The sequence below is a fragment of the Pirellulales bacterium genome, from assembly GCA_019694435.1.
GTDB lineage: Bacteria > Planctomycetota > Planctomycetia > Pirellulales > JAEUIK01 > JAIBBZ01.
Genome location: JAIBBZ010000008.1, coordinates 55,182 through 71,252 on the forward strand (window position 1 = coordinate 55,182; position 16,071 = coordinate 71,252).

Below are 16,071 nucleotides of genomic sequence, written 5' to 3' on the forward strand. Positions count from 1 at the left end.
TGGTCGTATGCGTGGCCGCTGCTATCCTGCATCTCATCGACCGGTTCGCGCCGCCGCGATGGGGGAAGGTGCGTTTTGAGCGCTACTAGGGACGGTTTGTGCGAATTAGCCGGTCGGTCGCGCTCGGTCATTTACCGCGATCGTTGGGGGGAACGCCGTCGTGATCAGTACGAACGCTGAACCGCTTCGCATCCTGCTCATCAAGCCGTTTCAGCCGACCACGGCCCTGGTTCACATGCCTCCTTTGGGCATCTTGTACCTGGCCTCGACCGTGCGGCAGCAGTTCGGCGAGCACGGCGTCGAGGTTCGAGTGCTCGACCAGCGGTTGAACAAGGGCCGCTACAACGAGTTGGCTCCCCTGCTCGACGAGTTTCGGCCGCACCTCGTGGGCATCTCGGCCTTGAATCTCGAGGCGGAAGAGGCCGGCCGCACGGCCCATTTCGTCAAGACGCATTACCCGCACATCATCACGGCGCTCGGCGGACCTTTGGCCCACCGCAACACGCTCCGGCTGGCGGCGACGGGTGTTTACGACTGGATCTTCGACGGCGAAGCCGACCTGGCATTTCCCTGTGCCATCGAGCGGCAGTTCCGCGGTAACGGGCAACTCGACGACGTCATCGGGCTCACCTGGCGCGACGCCGACGGCAATTTCCACACCAACGGATGCTCGGCCCGGCCCGGTGCCAAGCCGATGGTCGGGGCCGTGACCAATCTCGACGACCTCCCTTTCCCGGCTTGGGATCTGGTCGATTTCGACGCCTATGCCGTGCGCCAGAACATGGCCACGCAACTGCGCGGCAAGCGCTATGCGCCGATCTTCACCTCGCGGGGATGCCCGTACCTGTGCACCTACTGTCACGACATCTTCGGCAAGAAGCTCCGTTGGCGTTCGCCTGAGAACGTGTTGGCCGAGATGCGGCTGCTGCGCGAAAAGTACGGCGTCGACGAGTTACAGATCATCGACGACATCTTCAATCTCAACTCGGGCCGGATGAAGGAGATCTGCACGGCGATGGCGCCGATGAAGTTCAAAATCACCTTTCCGAACGGCCTGCGGGCCGACATTCTCGACGAGGACGACGTCGAACACCTGGTCAAGGCCGGGATGTATTACGCCTGCGTCGCGATCGAGACGGTGTCGCCGCGGCTGCAAGATTTCATTCGCAAGCGATTGCATCTCGACCGGCTGGAGAAGTCGGTTCAGTGGATGGCCGAACGCGGCTGCATGATCAAGGGCTTCTTCATGCTCGGTTTTCCGACCGAGACGCTCGAGGAAATCGAGGCCACGATCAGTTGGGCCGTGAATTCGCACCTGACCCATGCCGGGTTCTACCAGGTGGTGCCGCAGCCCGGTACGCCGCTGTACGAGCAGGCCCTGTCCGAAAGCAAGGAAGCGCTCGAGCGGATGATCATGCTCGACATGTACAGCCCGACGTGCTGGTATGCCGAGGCGTACGGCGTCGACTTGATGAAGATTCGCCGACAGGCCGTGCGGCGGTTCTTCCTCACGCGGCCCAAGCGTTTGTATCGCATCTTCCGCGGCACGCGTTGGTACAACCTCTGGCAAGGCTTTTCGATCTTGTTCCAGACGGCCCTGCGTCCTTCGCCCAACGTGCGCGACGCCGATCCCCTGCCCGAGGCGCTTCAGCCATTGGGCAGCCTGTACTCGACCGAGGTGCCAGTGGCCACTCCCTATCGTCCGAGCGACGTCGTGCGCGGGCAGGTCGGGCTGCCGGTTGTCGAATCGGCCGTGAGCGTATAACCCGGAGGGCGTCTCGCACCGGGGCCCCAGAAACCAGAAAGTCGTAGCGACCCTCCCCGCCGGACGCGCCGGCGGTTTATGCTGGTAAGTTCGCGAGGCTGGGGATTGCCGGCGTCCGGCAAACTCGCGACCTTCGACCGCACATCTGCGGTGTTGGCGGTCCAGGACTGGTCGGTTTGTCGGTGCGAGGTTCGCTCATGTCCGTGCGGCTCTCGATCGTTATGCCCGCCTACAACGAGGAAGGCGCGATCGAACGAGCCGTCGTCGAGGTTCAGGAGCGGATCTTCTCGCACGTGCCCGACGCCGAGCTGATTGTCGTCGACGATGGCAGCCGTGACCGGACGGGCGCCATTCTCGATCGACTGGCGCGCGACGAACCGCGGCTGCGCGTCGTCCACCAGGCGAACGGCGGTCACGGGCCGGCCCTGCGCCATGGCCTCGACCTGATGCATGGATCGTTCGTGCTGCTGGTCGACAGCGACCGCCAGATCCCCCTCGACCACTTTGCCGAGTTCTGGCAGGAAATCGCCGGCTGCGACGCCGTGATCGGGGTCCGCCGCGTGCGGCACGATCCGCGCATTCGGCTGTATCTGACGCGGCTGGTGCGGTGGACGATTCGCGTGATGTTCGGCGTTTCGCTGGCCGATGCCAACGTCCCGTTCAAGCTAGTGCGCGGTGAGGCCTGGCAGGCGGCCCGGTGCATCATTCCGCCCGATACGCTGACGCCGTCGATGTTCCTGGCCGTGTTTCTCAAACGAGCCGGCTACCGTGTGAGCGAACGCGAGGTGTGTCACCGCGAGCGCCAAACGGGCATCATTTCGATTCGCCGCTGGAAGCTCCTGCGGTTCTGTTTTCGCGGTTTTCGCCAATTGCTCGCGTTTCGCCGGAGGTTGGGCGCATGGAAACCGGGCCACGCCTGCTGATCGTCGGTGCCGGCCCGACAGGGCTCGGCGCGGCGTGGCGGTTGCACCAGCGCGGCGCGACGCGCTGGCTGCTCGTCGACGCGGCCCAAGAAGCCGGCGGTTTGGCCGGCTCCGTGGTCGATCCGCAGGGGTTTGTTTGGGATCGCGGCGGGCACGTGCTGTTTTCGCACTACGAGTATTTCGATCGGGCCGTAAACACCTGGTTGGGCGACGCGTGGGTCGAACACGTACGCGAAGCCTGGGTCTGGATGCGCCGGCGATTCATCCCCTACCCGTTGCAGAACAACATCTGGCGGCTGCCCGACGCCGAGCTCGAACGCTGCATCGCAGGACTGCGGGCAGCGCGGAAAGAGACCCACGCCGAACGGCCGACGCAGTTTCGCGAGTGGATCTTGCGTCAATTCGGCGCCGGCCTCGCCGAGTCGTTCTTTCTGCCCTACAACCGCAAAGTTTGGGCCTATGACCCGGCGCGGCTGGGCACCGGTTGGATGGGCGAGCGCGTGGCCACGGTCGACCTGGCACGAGTTCTGGCCAACGTCGAACGCCGCCAAGACGACGTCGGCTGGGGGCCCAATGCGCGGTTCCGCTTCCCACTTCGAGGCGGAACGGGCGCCATCTGGCGGGCCGCACTCGACCGCCTTCCGCGCGAGCGCGTGCAATTGGGGCGGCGCGTGGTGCGCATCGATGCGCAGCGCAAGACCGCGGTCTTCGCCGACGGCGGCGAATTGACTTACGACGTGCTGCTCAGCACGATGCCGCTCGACCGGTTATTGACGCTGCTCGTCGACCAACCCCAATTGGCTCAGCAGGCCGGCGAATTCGTCCATTCCCGCACGCACCTGGTGGGCGTGGGCATCGAAGGCGACACGCCCGAGGTGCTCCGCACGAAGAATTGGATGTATTTCCCCGAGCCGGAGCTGCCGTTTTATCGCGTGACGGTGTTCTCGAATTACTCGCCCCACAACGTGCCGTGGCCCGGGCAGCAATGGTCGTTGCTGTGCGAAATGAGTTCGACACCGGACGAGAGCTTCGACGACGAGGCACACGAGCGCGACGTCGTGGCGGCCCTCCGTGGCGAAGGCTTCCTGCAGGCCGACGTAACGCCCGTCACACTCTGGCGCGAGCGGCTGGAATACGGCTATCCGACGCCGTTTGTCGGGCGCGACGAGCTGCTGGCTCGAGTCGATTCGCGGCTCAAGGCCCTGTCGATCTACAGCCGCGGGCGCTTCGGCGGCTGGAAATACGAGGTCTCGAACCAGGACCACTCGCTGATGCAAGGCGTCGAATGGGTCGAGCACGTCCTCGCCGGCGGCGAGGAAACGACTTACTACGATCCCGACACGGTGAACCGCGGGCCCCAGCGCGTGGGTCCCGATTGATCCTTGCCCGGGCGCGCGCCGATCAGCCCACGGGAGCCGCGGTCGGCGCCAACTCGACCACCGGCATGGTGGCGGGCTGGCGAGCGGCCTGCGGCTCGCCCTGTTCTTCGGTCGAATACAGCCGGGTGAGCGACTGCAGCGCTTCGGGCAGCGGCTCTTCGGCGCGATCCTGGCGCGGCGCGATCCCGCTGATGTTCAGGAACAGCTTGAGCCCCTGGACCAAGCTGGTCCACGAGGTGTTCTTCCAGATCCGCCACATCCGCCGCGGGCTGGTCAGATAGAACGTGCGGATGGCATTGCGGCGCATCTTCATCAGGTCGATCTTGTACGCCTCTTGATACCAGCACGTCGGACTGTACTGGTCCAGGAGGATCATCTTCTCGAGCGCCGTCTCGTTCTCGCGCTTGGCTTGCTCGTACAGCGGCGTACCGGGCTGCGGCACCACCTGGAAAAAGCCCGCGTGGGTCAATTGCGAATCGATGGCCCAGTTGATCGTGGCCTTGATCTCGTCGACCGTCTCGGTGGGGAAGCCGATCATGAAGAAGCCCTTGACCACGACGCCGCGCTGGGCCATCCAGGCCACCGAGCGCTTCAGCGCGTCGAGGCGGAGACGCTTCTTGATCAAGTCCTGCAGCCGCGGCGTGACGGTTTCGATGGCCACGGCCGTGAAATACATGCCTGCGCTAGTGAGCGCCTCGACGTCGTCCTCGTCGAGAATGTCGGCCCGCAGGCCGTTGGGGAACGTGATTTTGAAATGGAATGGGGCCAGGCCGCGACAGATTTCCTTCATCCGGCCCGAGTTCATGTTGAAAATGTCGTCGACGATCTGCAGTTCGTCGACGCCGTACTTTTCTCGCAGCAGCCGAACCTCGGCCAGCACGTTTTCCGGCGATCGCCAGCGGAACTTCTTGCCGAAGATGTCGTGGCAGTAGGTGCACAGAAACGGACAGCCGCGCGAAGTGAAGATCGGCGCGTAGCGCTTGCCGCGCAGCATGGCCGCCATGTTCGGCCGCTCGGCATAGGCGTCGAAATCGACCAGGTCCCAGGCCGGGAACGGGATATCGTCGAGGTTTTCGACCGCGCCGACGAGCGGCTTTCCGCCGGGCCCCGCCGAGCAACCATTGGTCCGATAGCCGTCGGCGTCGCGCCAGGTCAGGCCGACAATGTCGTCGAGCTGCCCGTTGCCGCGAAAATGACGCTCGAGCGCCAGCGGAAACGCATAGTCGGCTTCGCCGTCGAAAATCCAGTCGTAGACGCCCGTATCGACGAGCCGCGCGGTGCCACCATGCGCCAGGGGGCCGCCCAGTACGGTGAGCGTGTTGGGCCACCGCTGCTTGACGCGGTGCGCGATGCGGCCCGACTCTTCCGCCTCGAGGTTCAGCGCCGAAATGCCGATCACATGGGGCCGGAACTCGTCCATCACCCCGTCGATGTCCCAATAGCGACGCTGGTCGAGCCGTTGGTCGATAAAGCGGATCTCGAGCGTGTCGCCAAAGCGCTGCCGCAGCGTCGAGGCCAAATACAACAGCCCCAGCGGCGGCATGTGGATCAAGGCCGTCGTCGTCTGATACGGCTTGATCAGCAGGATGCGCAGTTTCTCGGGCCCGGTCGCAATCAAGTTTGCACCCCCAGAAGGCGGGTCGATTGACCTATGCCAGAAGCGCGCAGGGAATCAGCGCGATGAAGCGATTCTAATGTCGTGGCGAGACGGTGCCAACGATTTTTTGCAGAAAATGCTGACAGAATCCCTGCGCGACGTAAACCGTTGGCAGCACAGCCGTAAAATGCCAGCCGCGATTGTCGAAACTTGCCCGTTGAACTGCTAGTCTGAATCCGTAGCCGGCGATTGCGACCTGCCACCTCGAAGCGATCACGATGGCCGTACTTCCCACGGCGCTGCCCAAGCAAATCTACGAGCCGGTGCCGCTGCCTTGGCAGGCGGAACCGTCGGGCACCCACACCCCGGCCAGCGCGAAGCGCGTCTTGCTGGTCAGTCCGGCCTACCGCGCGCATATCGTCGCGCCTCACCTGGGGCTGGGCTACCTGGCGACCGCGTTGCGCCGCGCCGGGCACGAGGTGCACGTCGTCGACGGGCTACGCGAGCCGGTCGTGATTCGGCCCGAATGGGACCTGGTCGGCGTGACGGCGATGACCACCTATTTCCCCGAGGCGGTCGCATTGGTCCAGCAGGCCAAGTCGCTGGGGCTGCCGGTGATTCTGGGTGGGCCGCACGCGATTGCCGACCCGCAAGGCAGCCTCCGTCAAAGCGGGGCCGACTACGTCTGCGCCGGCGAAGGCGAACTGGTGATCACGGCGCTGGCCGGCGGAGTGCCGGCCGCGCAGATTCCCGGGTTGCTGTGGTGGGACCAAGGGCAAGTGCGCCAGAACGGCCAGGCCAATTTCCTGCCGACCGTCGACGACTTCGGCGAACCGGCCTGGGACCTGATCGATCCGCGCAGCTATCCGCCGGCGCCACACGGCATGATTGCCCGGGCCTTTCCGCTGGCGCCGGTCATCACGACCCGCGGCTGTCCCTACACCTGCAGCTATTGCAGCGCTCCGATCACAGCAGGCCGGCGGATGCGTTACCGCGACCCGGTGCGCGTGGTCGACGAGTTCGAGCGGCTGGTTCGCGATTACGGTGTGCGTGAAATCCAGGTCGAGGACGACAACTTTACGATCAAGCGCGAGCACGTACTGGCGATTTGCGAGGAGCTGGTACGGCGCAACGTGCGTGTGCACTGGAGCCTGCCCAACGGCGTGCGGATCGATCGGCTCGACCCCGAGTTGCTGCGCTTGATGAAGCGCAGCGGTTGCTACCTGATGGCGCTGGGGATCGAGTCGGCCAACCAACGGATCCTGGACATGGTCCACAAAAAGCTCGACGTCGGGCTGGTGCGGCGTGTCGTGCAAGACGTCGTCGACGCCGGGATCGAGGCCTGGGGCTTTTTCATGATCGGGTTCCCCACGGAGACCCGGGCGGAGATCCAAAACACCATCGAGTTTGCCTTGAGCCTGCCGCTTACGCGGCTGCAATTCACCCGCACGACACCCCTGCCCGGCACGCCCATCTACGAATGGTGGAAGGCCGAATGGGGGCGCGGGCAGGACATCGATTGGTCGAAGTTCAACTACTACGAGTTCAAATGCGACTGGTCTGAGGTGCCGGCCGACGAGCTGGGTCGGATGCAGCGCCGGGCCCATTGGCGCTTCTATCGCCGGCCGCGCAATTTCCTCAAGATCGTCGGCTCGTTGCGGCCGGCGCAGTATCGCTATGCGTTACGCCGGCTGACCAACCTGGGAGCGTTTCGCTCGCACGATATGCACCGCCCACTGGACGCGAGCGCGGCTCACGGCGTGGTGTCGTCGGACAATTCGCCGCCGAGTTGATCGAAGAGCCAGTCGACCACGGCCGAGCCGCTTGCCGTCTTGCTGACCAGGTACCAATCGCTGTCGGCGCCGCCGGCGATGAGGTCGCGCGAAGAGTCGCTCGTGGCGGTCCCGCCGCCGACGAGGAAATAGTCCTCGTTCAACCGCTCGCCGACCCCCTGGCCGCGAAGATTGGCGACGCGCTCGTTGTAGGTTCGTGCACTGCGCCATTCGGCATGAATGGCGTCGAGCGCGTACTGATCGAACGCCGTGCCCGGATCGGTGAAGTACAGTAGGTCGGCGATGATCAGGTCGTCGCCATCCTCGCCGCCGAGCACGTCGACCCCGGTGCCGCCGACCAGCAGGTCGCGGCCTGCGCCACCACTCAGATTGTCCTTGCCGTCATGGCCGATGAGCTGGTCGTCGCCGTCGTCGCCCACGAGGACGTCGCCGCGCGAGCCGCCGGCCAGCGAGTCGTTCCCCGCTCCGCCGAAGAAGCTGAACGACCGGCGCCTCGAGGTCGTGGACAGGTTGTCGTTGCCGTCGCCGCCGTAGGCATTGACGCGCCCGCTGATTCCCGGCACGAACGTAATCAGGAGATTGCCGCCGCTGAACTCCCAGACATTGATCCCGCCGGTGGCCTCGAAGAACGCCAGGATGTCGTCTCCGGCGGTGCCGCCGTAGTACAAGTCGAGCTTCGCCGGATTGCCTTCATCCGGCCTTGTCTCGTAACGCACGGCGTCGATCGTCGCCGTTTGCGCCGAGCTCGTCGCGCCAAAACTGTTGGTTGCTGTGACGCGGTACGTGTGGCTGCCCAGCGACTGGAAGGCGTGTTCGACCACCGTGCCGCTGGGTCCGTTGACGACCTCGTCGACAATCGTGTCGTTGTTCCAGTCGAAGGCAAAGCCGAACTCCGCGTCGGGCGGCACCGTCGGGTCCGTCACGTTGAGCGTAATGCTCGTCGGCGCCGAGCGCACCGTCGTGGTTGGCGCGTCGATGGCCAGCGTGGGAGGGAGATAGTGCTTGTCGAGCGACAGGCGGTAGTCGCCGAAACCGGAGCCGGCGCTGACGATCACACGATAGGTGTCGGCCGCCGCGGAGAAGAACGTCCACTGAGCCGAGCCGTCGGCCGCCGTCGAGAGCGTCGGCACGACCGGATTGCCCAGGCTGTTGATCACCGCCAGGCCCGGCTGCAGGGTGTTGGCCGGCGTCGTGGCGGCATCGCGGAACAGAGCGTCGGCCGTGAGCGTCACTTCTTGGCCGGCCGCGGCGGTGAACTGGTAGACGTCGTCTTCGAGCACCGGCCGCGGCGCCGTCGCCACGATCTGGCCGGTGAATTGCAGGTTGACGAGCAGCCCTGTGTTGGGCTCGGTCACTACCACGAGCACCCGTAGCGGAATCGTAAGCTGTAGCGTGCCTGGCAGGTCGAGCAATTGGCCCGATACCAACGGCTGATTGCCCGTTTCGGGCGTGGCGACAGGGAACGTGCCAATGGTGCCCAGCAGGTCGTACGCGATCGTTCCATCGATGAATTCGAACTGGACGTCCGAGCCGTTGAACGAACCATTCGGCGCGAGGTCGACTTCGCCGCTGTAGGCCCGCAGCAACACGCCGGTCATCGAGGCGTAGGCCGTGAGCGTGAGGATTTGCACCTTCGCGGCCAGGTCGGCCTGCATGTTGTTCGGCTGATAAAGTCCGGCCAGCGGCAGCAGGTCGACAGTGCTGTCGGTCACCTGCAACATCTGTCCGTCGGAGTTGAGTTCGAGCGTGCCTTGGAAATGCGTGGTCAGGCTGCCCGGCTGTTGGGCCACGATGGGCAACGGGTTTTCACCGTTGGAATCGGTGATCGCGCCCGAAAGCGTGACGGTACTGGCGTTGCTGTCGATCGTGAAATGATAGGCCCCGTCGATCGGCGGGACGCCGATCTGGCCGAGCGCGGCGCCGGCCAGGTCGAGGCTGCGTAGCGGCGCCGCGGGCGTATCGTTCGGTTCGCTATCGGTCACGTTTGATTCGGTGACCACCAAGGCATAGCGCCCGCTGACCGCCGAGGTCACGCGGACGGTGTAGATCCCCGGCTGAGCGACGACGTAATCGAAGATCCCCAGGTCGTTTTCGGTCAGGCCGATGCCTTGCGGCGTGGCGCTGGCCGTGGCCACGACCGTCGTGCCGTCGGGCCCGATCAATTGCACCGTGGCGCCGGCCAGGCCTGCTGCGTCGAGGGCCTGGAAGGCGATGTCGATCGGCTTACCGACGTCGCCGGTGAGGTCGACCGTGTAGTTGTCGACGTCCGGAGCCAGGGCCGTGACGACGACGTCGTCGATATTCCAGCCCGAGAACGTCGTGGTGGCGTTCGTCGTGCCGTGTTGCCAGCGCAGGTAGAGCGTCCCGGTGCTCGTGGCGTCCGCCGGCAGCGCGATGTTTTGCAACGACCAGCTCGTCTCGACGAGATTAGTCGTCGGGTTCTGGTAGAGGTTCGTGAAGTTCGTGCCGTCGGTCGAATACTGAATGCGGGCCTTGTCGAACGAGAAGCCCTGAATTCCCAGCCAGCGGCGGAACGAGAGATTCACGTTCTGCATGCCGGCGACGTTGATCGCTGGCGTCGTCGCGTTGATCGGCACCGCCAGGTTGTTGGTATAAGCACCGGCCAGGTTGACGCCGATCACGTTGGCGCCGGTGTAGCCGTTCGACGGGTCTCCGCCCAAGCCTTGGGGGTGGCCGTAGGCCCAGGCCCCGGTGAGCGTCCAACCGGGGTTGGCGGACATGTCGGCTGAATAAACCGTGGGAGTGGTCGGCGCAGCGTCAGCCACGACCGCCATACGGCCCGACGAGCCAAAACTCAAACGCGATGCGGCCAGCGAAGTCGGCGTGGTGTCGGTCCAGGCCACGGCCGCGTTGCGGTACAAGTCGAGGTGGTACGTGCTCGACGAATTGCCACCGACGCGCACGTCGTAATAGCCCGACGAATTCACTTGGGTTGGCGCGAAGGTCACTGCCTGGCCGGCGGCTCCCGCCACGAGACTCGTCTGGCCGACCAGCTCAATGGTCATGGCCGTCGCACCGCTGCCCGGAGTGACTCGAGCCGCGAGCGTTTCGCCGGCCGCGAGAAAGACTCGGTAGCTGTCCAGGTCGCTGCCGCCCTGGAGCAGTCCGTCGTTCGTCGTGCTCGCGTAGATCAGCCCGCCCTCGGGCCCGAGATGGACGAACCGGTCGGCGTCAGTTTCGGAGACGTCGATCGTGATGGGCAGCGACCAGCTCGACGAGGGATTGCCGAACCCATCGACCAACGCGGCCGGCGGCGAGCCGATCAGCAAAGTGCCCTCGGTCAGAATCCCGGTCAGCGTCAACTGAATCGTCGAAGGGCCCGTGGCCTGAGCGGCGACGACCTTGCCCTCGCTGATGATGAAATCGGTCGGCTCAACGCTGCCGGGCTGCAGCGGCTCGCTGAAATTCAGCGTGACGGTCGACAGGCCGACGTTGACGCTCGCTCCTGCGGCCGGGGTGCTCGAGACGAGCGTCAGCGGCTGCGAGTCGTAGCGGAAATTGGCGCTGAGCGCGAGCGTGCTCTGGGCTCCGCCGCCGGAGGTCAATGCGCCGGCGACCAGGGCGATGGATTGCACGCCCTCGGTCGTGACGGGCGACGACGCAAACGTGTATTGCAGCGTGGTCGCGTTGACCTGGTTGACGCCGGTGGCGGCGATGCCGTTGACGGTCAAATCGCTGGCCTGAACGCTGGCCAGGTCGTAGGGGCTCGACAACACGACCTGAAACGACGTTGGAGGCGCCGCGACGGTCGATCCGGCCGCCGGCGTCAGGCTCGTGATTCTCAAACCCAATTCCTGCAGGCCGCCGGCCGCATTCAGTCGCGCGCCGGTGATCGTGAGGCCGTCGAGCGCGGGAATCGGATCGGCGCCGTCGAGAATCGCCGTCTTGATCTGCTGGTAGCTGGCCAGCGGTGCGGCATCCCAGAGCAGGGCTGCCACGCCGGCAACCATGGGTGCCGCGGCCGAAGTACCGGAGAAATTGCGATAACCGCCGCCCATGGCGGTCGTGTAGACGTTCTCGCCCGGCGCACCCAGATGAACGGTAGCGGCTCCGTAGCTGCTGAAGCTGGCCAGACTGTCGGTCCGCGTCGTTGCCGCGACGGAAATTACGTTGTCGATCTCGAGATTCGCCGGATAGATCGGGCCCAGATCGTTGTCCGAACTGCTGTTGCCCGCCGAGGCGACAACCAGGATGCCCACACCGGCCGCCTCGGCGACCGCGTCGTACAAGGCCTGCGAATACCCTGCCACGCCGTAGCTGTTGTTCGTGACGCGGACGTTGATGCCAAAATCGCGATTCATCCGGGTGACATAGTGAATCGCCGCGATGGCGTCGGCCGTGTTGCCCACGCGCTCGGAGTTCAAATACTTGAGCGCCATCAACTGCGAATCCCAGCTGAGGCCGGCCACGCCGAGATTGTTATTGCCCACGGCGCCGATGATGCCCGCGACGCTGGTGCCGTGCCCTTCGTCGTCGAGCGGATCGTTATCGTCGTTGGCGAAGTCCCAGCCGTGGACGTCGTCGATATAGCCGTTGAAGTCGTTGTCCAGGCCGTCGCCGGCGATCTCGCCCGGGTTGACCCAGATATTGGCGGCCAGGTCGGGGTGGTTGTAGTCGATGCCCGTGTCGATGATGCCCACGACCACATTGCCGTTGCTGGTGGTCGTTTGCCAGGCTTCGGGCGCATCGACGTCGGCGTCGACGACCCCGCCGCTTTGCCCGGTGTTGTGCAGGGCCCATTGCGTACCGAAGCTCGTATCGTTCGGGAACACGGCGTCGGCCCAAAGCACGAGATTGGGCTCGAGGTAGCGAAACTGTGGCTGTGTCGCCAGGGCGGCTTCGAGGGCCTGGCCGTCCGCGCCCGGCGTGGCGTGCAGCAGGAATGTCGCCCCGGCGCCGCGTACCAGCTCCAGGTCACCGGCCACCTGCGCCGCCGCGAACACCTCACGCCCGGTGGGCAGCAAATCCTCGGGCCGCGTGTTGCCCAGGTTCAGCGATACGATCCATTGGTCTTCGTACGCGTAGCTGGTCCGCCCGTCCCAGTCGAGCAGTGTCGTGTCGTCGACTGCGGGGGCGCCGAGTGCGACCAAGGCCGCCGGATCGACGCTCAGGACCAGCCTCGTTTCCAGCGGTTCGGACCGGAGCCAAGCGGCGCGGGGCGAGCGTGTCGAAGCCGCCAGACGGAATCCTCGCCATCCGTGGGAGCGATTGCGCGATGATCGAAGCATCAGGGCCTTCCTCTGTTCTCTGGGGTGGACTCAGCGCATGCGCAGGGAAACACGCAATCCATAGCGATCTCGGTTCCCCCGAAACGGAAGGCGTGCGATGGTCGGCCGACAACGCCTGACGGCGTTGCGCCCTGGGGACACGCCCCCGCGCGCCCTCGGACTTTGCTGGTCGACCACGGTCCGCCTTGCAGCCGCACCACCCAACTGCAGTTCCGGGTAGCAGTCTGGCAGAGGCTGCCGATTGGATCAAGATTTCCACGCCGACGGGCGGCCCCCACGGTACAGCCCGTCGCAGCGCCGCGAACGCCGTGTCCCCCGTTCCCTGACGCTGTTGCGCAGTCTCCGATCCGAAGCCCTATTCGCATCCCAGGCTGAGACTATTCCCGCGACCGGGGGTTCCGCCTGGCAGGCCACCGCCGACAGCTCTCCGCAGCTCGCGGTTCCCAGCTTGCGGAACCCGGCCGGTTGAGGGCATTTCGATGTTGGATTTCCCGTTTCCGCGGGCGTAACGATTGTGGCGATTGCAGCGTCGCGAGCCTGGATGCCGCCGTGCGGCTTTTTTTCCCGGAGCCCCCGATTTCTGAACTAGGCTTAAGCAGCCCGCCTTTGGGTCACGCCTGTTCTCTGCCCTTGGTCAGCCGCTATGTCGCGTTACACACTGCCCCCGATCTCGCAACTCAACGCCCGATTGGCGCGGAACAACGCGCGAGTCGCGAAGCTTTTGGATCTATTGCCCGAGCGGGTCGACGCCTTGATCGCGGCGCTGGAGCGGGAAGATTGGCGCGAGGTGCAAGAGCTGAGCGAGTATTTCGCACGTTTCGGCCTGACCTACGACCTGCCACACCTGCACCGGCCGGCACAGGCCCTGTGCGAAGGGCTACAGCGGCGGCAGTCGAACTCGTTCAACCTGTGCCGTCATGTGCTGCACCTGATCGGTGCCTACGGCCGGCTGCGTTCCCAAGCGACCGTTTGACGCGGTCGGTTGCCGGGTTTCCCAGTCTCGCTTCGGGCGGGTACAATCCCGCCCAGTCTTCCCGGCCCACGCCGGTTGTCGGCCCGTGAAGTCCGCGATCGGGCTTACGGTGTACCCGGCGCCGGTTGGCCGCCCTCCCCGGTTCAATGGATTGATCCTTGCCCGCCATGTCGCGTCCTCGAAATCTCGTTGTTGCCCAAAGCGGCGGACCGACACCGGTCATCAACAACACGCTTCGCGGAATCGTCGAAACTTGCCGCGCGCTGGTCGAGATTGGCACCGTCTACGGAGCCCGGCACGGCATCGAAGGCGTACTCAAGGAAGAGCTGCTTTCGCTTTCGGCGCAACCGGCTGAAGAGATTGCCTTGCTGCGCGTCAGCCCGGCAGCCGGGTCGATTGGCACGTGCCGCTACAAGCTCAAGCCGGCGCAGACCGAAGACTTTGAACGCGTGATCGAGGTGCTGCGCGCCCACGATGTGGGCTATTTCCTGTACATCGGCGGCAACGATTCGATGGACACGGCCCACAAGGTGGCCGAGCTGGCGCGGCAGCGCGGGCTCGACCTGGTCGCCGTGGGCGTGCCCAAGACGATCGACAACGACGTCGGCGACAGCGAGTTTCGCCTGATCGACCACACTCCCGGCTACGGCTCGGTGGCCAAGTACTGGATGCACATGGTCCAGAACGCCAACGAGGAAAACGCCGGTTCATGTCCGGCCGACCCGGTCTTGGTGATGCAGGCGATGGGCCGCAAGATCGGCTTTATTCCCGCCGCGGCCCGCCTGGCTGATCCAGAGCGGGAGATGCCGCTGTTGATCTACCTGGCCGAGCGGCCTTGCACGCTCGACCAGTTGGCCGACGAAGTGAACGACTTGTTGCGGCGCACCGGGCGGGCCTTGGTCGTGGTCAGCGAGGGTTTCGACGTCGGCAATCTTGGCGAGTTGCGCGACTCGTTTGGCCACGTTTCGTTCAGTTCGAGCCAGTTGACTGTGGCGCAGGTGGTCGTCAATCACCTCAATCGCGTCGGCTTGCAGGCCAAAGGTGCCGCGCGTGGCAACGTGTCCGGCACCGATCAACGGCATTCAATGGCCTACGCTTCGACCGTCGACCTCGAGGAGGCCTACCGCGTCGGTCAGCAAGCCGCATTGCTGGCCGCCTCGGGTACCAGCGGTTTCATGGCCACGATCCTGCGAGCTTCGGGGCCGACCTACAACGTGCGCTACGACCGGGTGCCGCTGGTCGAGGTGGCCGGCAGCGACCGGCACTTTCGTAAGGATTGGATCGCCGCCAGCGGCACAGACGTCACCGACGATTTCGTGCGGTACGCCCAGCCCCTGGTCGGTGAAGACATGATCAGCCTGCCGCTCGTGGCGGGGCGACAACGGCTGACGCGGCTCCAGCCCATCTACGCAGCTCAAAAACTGCATTCCTATGTCCCTCAAGCTGACCGGCCGAAACCCGGTGCGGCGAAGAGTTGAGTCCGGCGATTCCCATGTTCACATTCACGCCCCAACACAAGTTTCTCGTCGGCATCGATTCCGACGGCTGCGCATTCGACACGATGGAGGTGAAACACAAGGAGTGTTTCATCCCCAATACGATCAACAGCTACAACCTGCAGGGCATCAGTAAATATGCCCGCGAGGTGGCCGAGTTCGTCAACCTGTATTCGAAGAGCCGCGGCATCAACCGCTTTCCGGCCCTGGTCGAGACGCTCGAGCGGCTGCAGCAGCGGCCCGAGGTCCTGGCCCGGGGCGTGAAGGTCGCGGTGCCGCCCGGGCTGGCGCGGTGGCTGCAGACCGAAACGAAGCTGGGCAACCCGGCGCTGAAGGCCGCCGTGGCGGCCACGGGCGACCCGGACCTGCGGCAGGCGCTCGATTGGTCGGTGGCCGTCAACGCGTCGGTCGAGCACATCGTCCGCGGTGTGCCGCCGTTTCCGTATGTCCGCGCGTGCCTGGAGAAGCTCCAGCCGCAGGCCGATCTGCTGGTCATCTCGGCCACGCCGAATGAGGCGCTCCAGCGCGAATGGGACGAGCATGACCTGACGCGGTTCGTGGCAGCGATCTGCGGCCAGGAGGTGGGCACCAAGAAAGAAACGCTCGCCGTGGCGCGCCAGTATTCGGCCGGCCACGCCTTGATGATCGGCGACGCGCCCGGCGACCAGAAGGCGGCCGAGGCCAACGGCGCGCTGTTCTTCCCGATCAATCCCGGCAGCGAAGAGGCGAGTTGGCGGCAGTTGCTCGACGAGGGCATCGAGCGGTTCTTCGCCGGCACGTTCGCCGGGGGATATCAAGACGAACTACTGGCCGAGTTCGACCGCTGCCTGCCCGACCGTCCGCCCTGGGAAGCCAAGTAGGCCGCGTTCGGCTGGCGCGGCCGCCGGGCCGCCCGC

9 protein-coding genes are annotated in these 16,071 nt (G+C 65.2%); 7 read left to right on the forward strand and 2 right to left on the reverse strand.

Features of this window, described 5'->3' with window-relative positions; genetic code table 11:
* Positions 1-160: 160 nt before the first annotated feature.
* The 3 genes from K1X74_08820 to K1X74_08830 all read left to right on the forward strand — a co-directional run bounded on the left by K1X74_08820 (position 161) and on the right by K1X74_08830 (position 4,067).
* Positions 161-1,765 carry a B12-binding domain-containing radical SAM protein gene (locus tag K1X74_08820; protein MBX7166440.1) on the forward strand — a complete coding sequence of 535 codons (1,605 nt, stop codon included), beginning with the start codon at positions 161-163 and terminating at the stop codon, positions 1,763-1,765.
* A gap of 197 nt (positions 1,766-1,962) precedes the next feature.
* On the forward strand, positions 1,963-2,688 hold the full coding sequence (locus tag K1X74_08825) for a glycosyltransferase family 2 protein (protein ID MBX7166441.1): 726 nt from the start codon (positions 1,963-1,965) through the stop codon (positions 2,686-2,688).
* A complete protein-coding gene (locus K1X74_08830) occupies positions 2,664-4,067 on the forward strand; it encodes an FAD-dependent oxidoreductase (protein ID MBX7166442.1) in 1,404 nt (467 codons plus the stop codon). The genes K1X74_08825 and K1X74_08830 overlap by 25 nt, the downstream gene beginning before the upstream one ends.
* 22 nt (positions 4,068-4,089) lie before the next feature.
* On the opposite strand, the gene K1X74_08835 is transcribed toward K1X74_08830, so the two are convergent.
* Entirely contained in the window at positions 4,090-5,685 is a 1,596-nt protein-coding gene (locus K1X74_08835) for a B12-binding domain-containing radical SAM protein (GenBank protein MBX7166443.1), read from the reverse strand.
* A 257-nt stretch (positions 5,686-5,942) separates the two neighbouring features.
* Between K1X74_08835 and K1X74_08840 the strand changes: the two genes are divergently transcribed.
* A complete protein-coding gene (locus tag K1X74_08840; GenBank protein ID MBX7166444.1) occupies positions 5,943-7,457 on the forward strand; it encodes a B12-binding domain-containing radical SAM protein in 1,515 nt (504 codons plus the stop codon).
* Here K1X74_08840 and K1X74_08845 read toward each other — a convergent pair.
* Positions 7,418-12,706, reverse strand: coding sequence for a S8 family serine peptidase (locus tag K1X74_08845; GenBank protein ID MBX7166445.1), 5,289 nt, complete (start codon positions 12,704-12,706; stop codon positions 7,418-7,420). The genes K1X74_08840 and K1X74_08845 overlap by 40 nt on opposite strands.
* Before the next feature lie 643 nt (positions 12,707-13,349).
* Here K1X74_08845 and K1X74_08850 point away from each other — a divergent pair.
* The 3 genes from K1X74_08850 (at position 13,350) to K1X74_08860 (ending at position 16,035) form a co-directional block, all read left to right on the forward strand.
* Positions 13,350-13,679 carry a hypothetical protein gene (locus K1X74_08850; protein MBX7166446.1) on the forward strand — a complete coding sequence of 110 codons (330 nt, stop codon included), beginning with the start codon at positions 13,350-13,352 and terminating at the stop codon, positions 13,677-13,679.
* Positions 13,680-13,846: 167 nt separating this feature from the next.
* On the forward strand, positions 13,847-15,157 hold the full coding sequence (locus K1X74_08855) for a diphosphate--fructose-6-phosphate 1-phosphotransferase (protein ID MBX7166447.1): 1,311 nt from the start codon (positions 13,847-13,849) through the stop codon (positions 15,155-15,157).
* Positions 15,158-15,171: 14 nt separating this feature from the next.
* Positions 15,172-16,035 (forward strand): HAD hydrolase-like protein, encoded by an 864-nt coding sequence (locus tag K1X74_08860; GenBank protein MBX7166448.1) that lies wholly within the window; start codon positions 15,172-15,174, stop codon positions 16,033-16,035.
* The last annotated feature ends 36 nt before the right edge of the window (positions 16,036-16,071 follow it).